Source organism: Streptomyces sp. NPDC029526 (assembly GCF_040637405.1).
Lineage (GTDB): Bacteria > Actinomycetota > Actinomycetes > Streptomycetales > Streptomycetaceae > Streptomyces.
Genome location: NZ_JBEZWE010000047.1, coordinates 1 through 3,308 on the forward strand (window position 1 = coordinate 1; position 3,308 = coordinate 3,308).

At 62.3% G+C, this 3,308-nt stretch carries 4 protein-coding genes and 1 pseudogene; 3 read left to right on the forward strand and 2 right to left on the reverse strand.

All coding sequences use genetic code 11. The features are described from left to right. Positions 1–187, reverse strand: a 187-nt coding sequence (locus AB0F01_RS31365) for a hypothetical protein (protein WP_362102768.1), incomplete at its 3' end; no start/stop codon positions are given. On the opposite strand from AB0F01_RS31365, the pseudogene AB0F01_RS31370 reads away from it, so the two are divergent. Continuing rightward, positions 95–1,249: pseudogene (locus AB0F01_RS31370) on the forward strand (DUF3427 domain-containing protein); the annotation flags it as partial. The gene AB0F01_RS31365 and the pseudogene AB0F01_RS31370 sit on opposite strands and share 93 nt — an antisense overlap. A gap of 3 nt (positions 1,250–1,252) precedes the next feature. Here the strand turns inward: AB0F01_RS31370 and AB0F01_RS31375 are convergent. After that, entirely contained in the window at positions 1,253–1,909 is a 657-nt protein-coding gene (locus AB0F01_RS31375) for an ATP-binding protein (protein ID WP_362102762.1), read from the reverse strand. Positions 1,910–2,118: 209 nt separating this feature from the next. Between AB0F01_RS31375 and AB0F01_RS31380 the strand changes: the two genes are divergently transcribed. Beyond that, positions 2,119–2,964 carry a helix-turn-helix transcriptional regulator gene (locus AB0F01_RS31380; protein ID WP_362102760.1) on the forward strand — a complete coding sequence of 282 codons (846 nt, stop codon included), beginning with the start codon at positions 2,119–2,121 and terminating at the stop codon, positions 2,962–2,964. Then, entirely contained in the window at positions 2,964–3,173 is a 210-nt protein-coding gene (locus AB0F01_RS31385; RefSeq protein WP_362102765.1) for a DUF397 domain-containing protein, read from the forward strand. The genes AB0F01_RS31380 and AB0F01_RS31385 overlap by 1 nt, the downstream gene beginning before the upstream one ends. The last annotated feature ends 135 nt before the right edge of the window (positions 3,174–3,308 follow it).

Here is a 3,308-nt window from a genome sequence, read left to right on the forward strand (position 1 = left end):
TTGAGACTTCGAACACCTCCCTCAACGGCGCGGGTGCCTCGTGCGTTGTGCCCTCGCCGCTGTCACCCCATCGGTGGCCACTCTGAAAACGCTCATTGGCCAACACCGCAAGGAATTTCGCTTCGAGAACCAATTCCGTGCCCTCACCAACCTGACACGCAAGCGGCTGCTGGACCACATCGAGCACGATTTTCCTAAGCTCCCCGCCGGATGCGAGATCGTGCTGGAAGAGAAGGCGAAGCAAACAATCATCGCCAACATCAGAGATCAGCTCAGTGTCAACGTGACCACGTTGGCCCGCGAAGTAGCTGACTATGGAGAACGCCTACTCGGTCGCTACCTGGAGGAAAGCGGTCGGGACATCAAGGACATCTACCGAGGAAACGGGAACTCTTGGACGGGGCTACTCCGCCGCGCAGGCCTCATGGATCGCGACGCCCCTGAGGGTGAGGCTGCGCTGCTCAAGCGAATGCCTGCCTTCCTCCATGTCGACGACCCTCTGCGCGTCCATGCCTACACGCGGATGCTCGAAGACGACAACCCCCCATACAACATCCTTGATGAGCAGAGTAAGGCATACGCTCGCATGCTGTTTTTCCAACTCTGGCCTCTGGGAGGTGCCACCAGGAAGGGTTATGCCAGCTATGACGAAGGTTTCGCCGCTCTCCACAGGCACCGGGCTGTCCGCGAGGAGCTACGCCAGGTGCTCGCGTACAACCTTGCCCACGCCGAGCACGTGCCGATCCCGCTGCTCGGTGACCGAAGTATCCCGTTGACTGTGCACGCCTCCTACAGTCGCGAAGAGATCCTGCCCGCCCTCGGTCAGGCCCACGTGGGGGGTTTCGTTCCGGGCGACTTCCGGGAGGGTGTGAAGTGGTGTGAGTCTGTGGTTACCGATGCCCTCCTCATCACCCTAGAAAAGGATGAGAAGGACTTCTCCCCCCAGACTCGCTACCATGACTTCGCGCTGAGCGAGACGCACTTCCACTGGGAATCACAGAACACGACGTCCGAAACGTCTCCCACCGGGTTGCGGTACCAGCAGCACGTCGCTCGGGGCAGCCAAGTGTTGTTGTTCGTCCGCCGCTACAAGACCACCGATATCGGCGGCGCACAGCCATGGATGTTGCTCGGCCCCGCCGAGTACGTGGGCCACGAGGGAAGCAAGCCCATGGCCATCACCTGGAAGTTGAAGCACCCGCTCCCGGCGGACGTGTTGACGTACGCCAAGGCGGTGGCTTCGGGCTGACCGTCACCTGGTGGCCCAGGCCCTTCCCACCTCCGCTTCGAAGTGCGACTGAGCACGGTTCAAGACCTCGTCCACATCGTGGCCGTGCTCTCGAAGCAAGTGCAGCAGGTCAGAGATGACGTCAATGGCGGCAGCTTCTCTCGTCAGAGCACCGACACGACTCCGTCGTGACGCCGGAGGCAGTTCGTGATTTCCGTAGGAAGTGAGCACCCTTGCGGCTCGCTTCACTCGCTCCGTGCTCTGATGATGTTCTGACACGACCGGTTCGGTCACGAGCTCACACCAGGTCACCTTGCTATGCGTGCAGAGCTCGACCCCCCAGCGGTCGGTGAGGGCATCAACCAGTGCCATACCTCGGCCGCCCTCGCTGTCGTCGCCGGCCTCCACCAGCCTTGGGATTGCACAGGGCTCCGGGTCCCTCACCTCGATCCGTAGACGACCACCTCGCCGGAGCAGGGTGAGGCTCGCGGGGGTGCCGCCGCCGACATGGGTGATCACGTTGGCGACCAACTCACTGAGGCACAGCTGCGCCGTATCGCTGAGCTCCGACAGGCCCCATGTGCTGAGCCGGGTGCGCATGAGCGAGCGCAGCACTGAGACCTCGCTGGGTTCTGCGATGAAGGGGAGTCCCCAGGTTGCCAGGGGGGACGTAGGTGAAATCGTCCACGGTTCGCTCCTACCTGGGACACGATGACTACACGGTGCAGTGCGTCCCACACTGAGAGTTGCATTGAAACTCTCAAAATGAAACTCTCATCGCCACCCGCTTGGAGCGCAGTCACCGTGCATGCGCCCCGGGCGCACACCGCCTTGCCGCCAGGTTTGGGAGGCGGCCACGATCACGTGGACGAACACGAAGGGCCTGAGTCATGCCAGTTGGACCCACCACCCGCAGGCGTCAGCTCGGCGCCGACCTGCGTCGGCTCCGCGAACAGAAGCAGCTCACGCTGGAGGAGGCCGGAGCCCGCGTAGGCATTTCCAAGGCCACGCTCAGTCGGTACGAGACCAAGGAAGGGGCCGTCAAATGGCCAGCGGTAGATGCCCTCTGCCGTGAGTACGGGGCGACCGACGAGGAACGCCTGGCGCTGGTCGAGCTCGCGAAGGGCGCCCGCATCCAAGGGTGGTGGCGGTCCCTCGATGACCCCATCCCCGAGTCCATGAACCTCATGCTCACCCTCGAAGACGAGGTAGTGAGGGAGGACCACTATGCCTGCATGTACGTCCCTGGCCTCCTGCAAACCCGGGCCTACGCGGAGGCTGTGCATCGAGCCTCAGAGGTTCGGTGTGAGGAACGCGAAGTGCAACACATGGTCGACATCCGCATGAAGCGCCAGGAGTTGCTGGACCGGGAGGACCCTCCCCACATCTGGGCAGTGATCGATGAAGCTGCTCTCCGTCGCCAGGTGGGTGGTCACCACGTCATGCGGCAGCAACTTGAACATCTGCTCGTCCTGGCCGACCGACCGCGTATCACCGTGCAGGTGCTGCCGTTTGCTTGCGGCGCGCACGCTGCGGCCGTTGGAAGTTTCGCCGTCCTTCGTGGACAGGCGCGTGAGCTCGACGTGGTGTACGTGGACCTTCTCGGCGGTGGACTCTTCATGGAGAAGCCCAAGGAACTGGAGCGCTATAAGTTGGCGTTCGAGTACCTCAGCGCCCAGGCGCTCGACTTCGAGTCCTCCACCGAACTCATCGAACGGCTCTGTAGGGAGACATGATGAAGGAACACTCAGACCTCCAGTGGTTCACCTCTACGTATAGCGGGGGCAGCGGAACGGAGTGTGTGGAGGCCGCGTGCGTTCCCACCGGGATGCTCATACGCGATTCCAAGAGAACCACGTCGCCCCACCTTGAGGTCTCTTCCACAGCGTGGGCCGACTTCATAGCCGACGTGCGCCAACATGTCACTGACGAGCGGCCGCTATGACCTCCCACTTCTACAAGCGCTGCTCAACGTTGCCTAGCAGTCTGAACCGTTCCGGGTTCGATCGAGACTCTAGGTTATGACTGTGACCTGGGGCTTCGTGGTTGCCCGGTAGTAGTTGGTCTCGTATTCGGCGGG

What these genes read in the sequence shown, in the direction of transcription:
- AB0F01_RS31380 (WP_362102760.1), top strand. Translation starts at nt 2,119, where the DNA reads ATGCCAGTTGGACCCACCACCCGCAGGCGTCAGCTCGGCGCCGACCTG.
- AB0F01_RS31385 (WP_362102765.1), top strand. Translation starts at nt 2,964, where the DNA reads ATGAAGGAACACTCAGACCTCCAGTGGTTCACCTCTACGTATAGCGGG.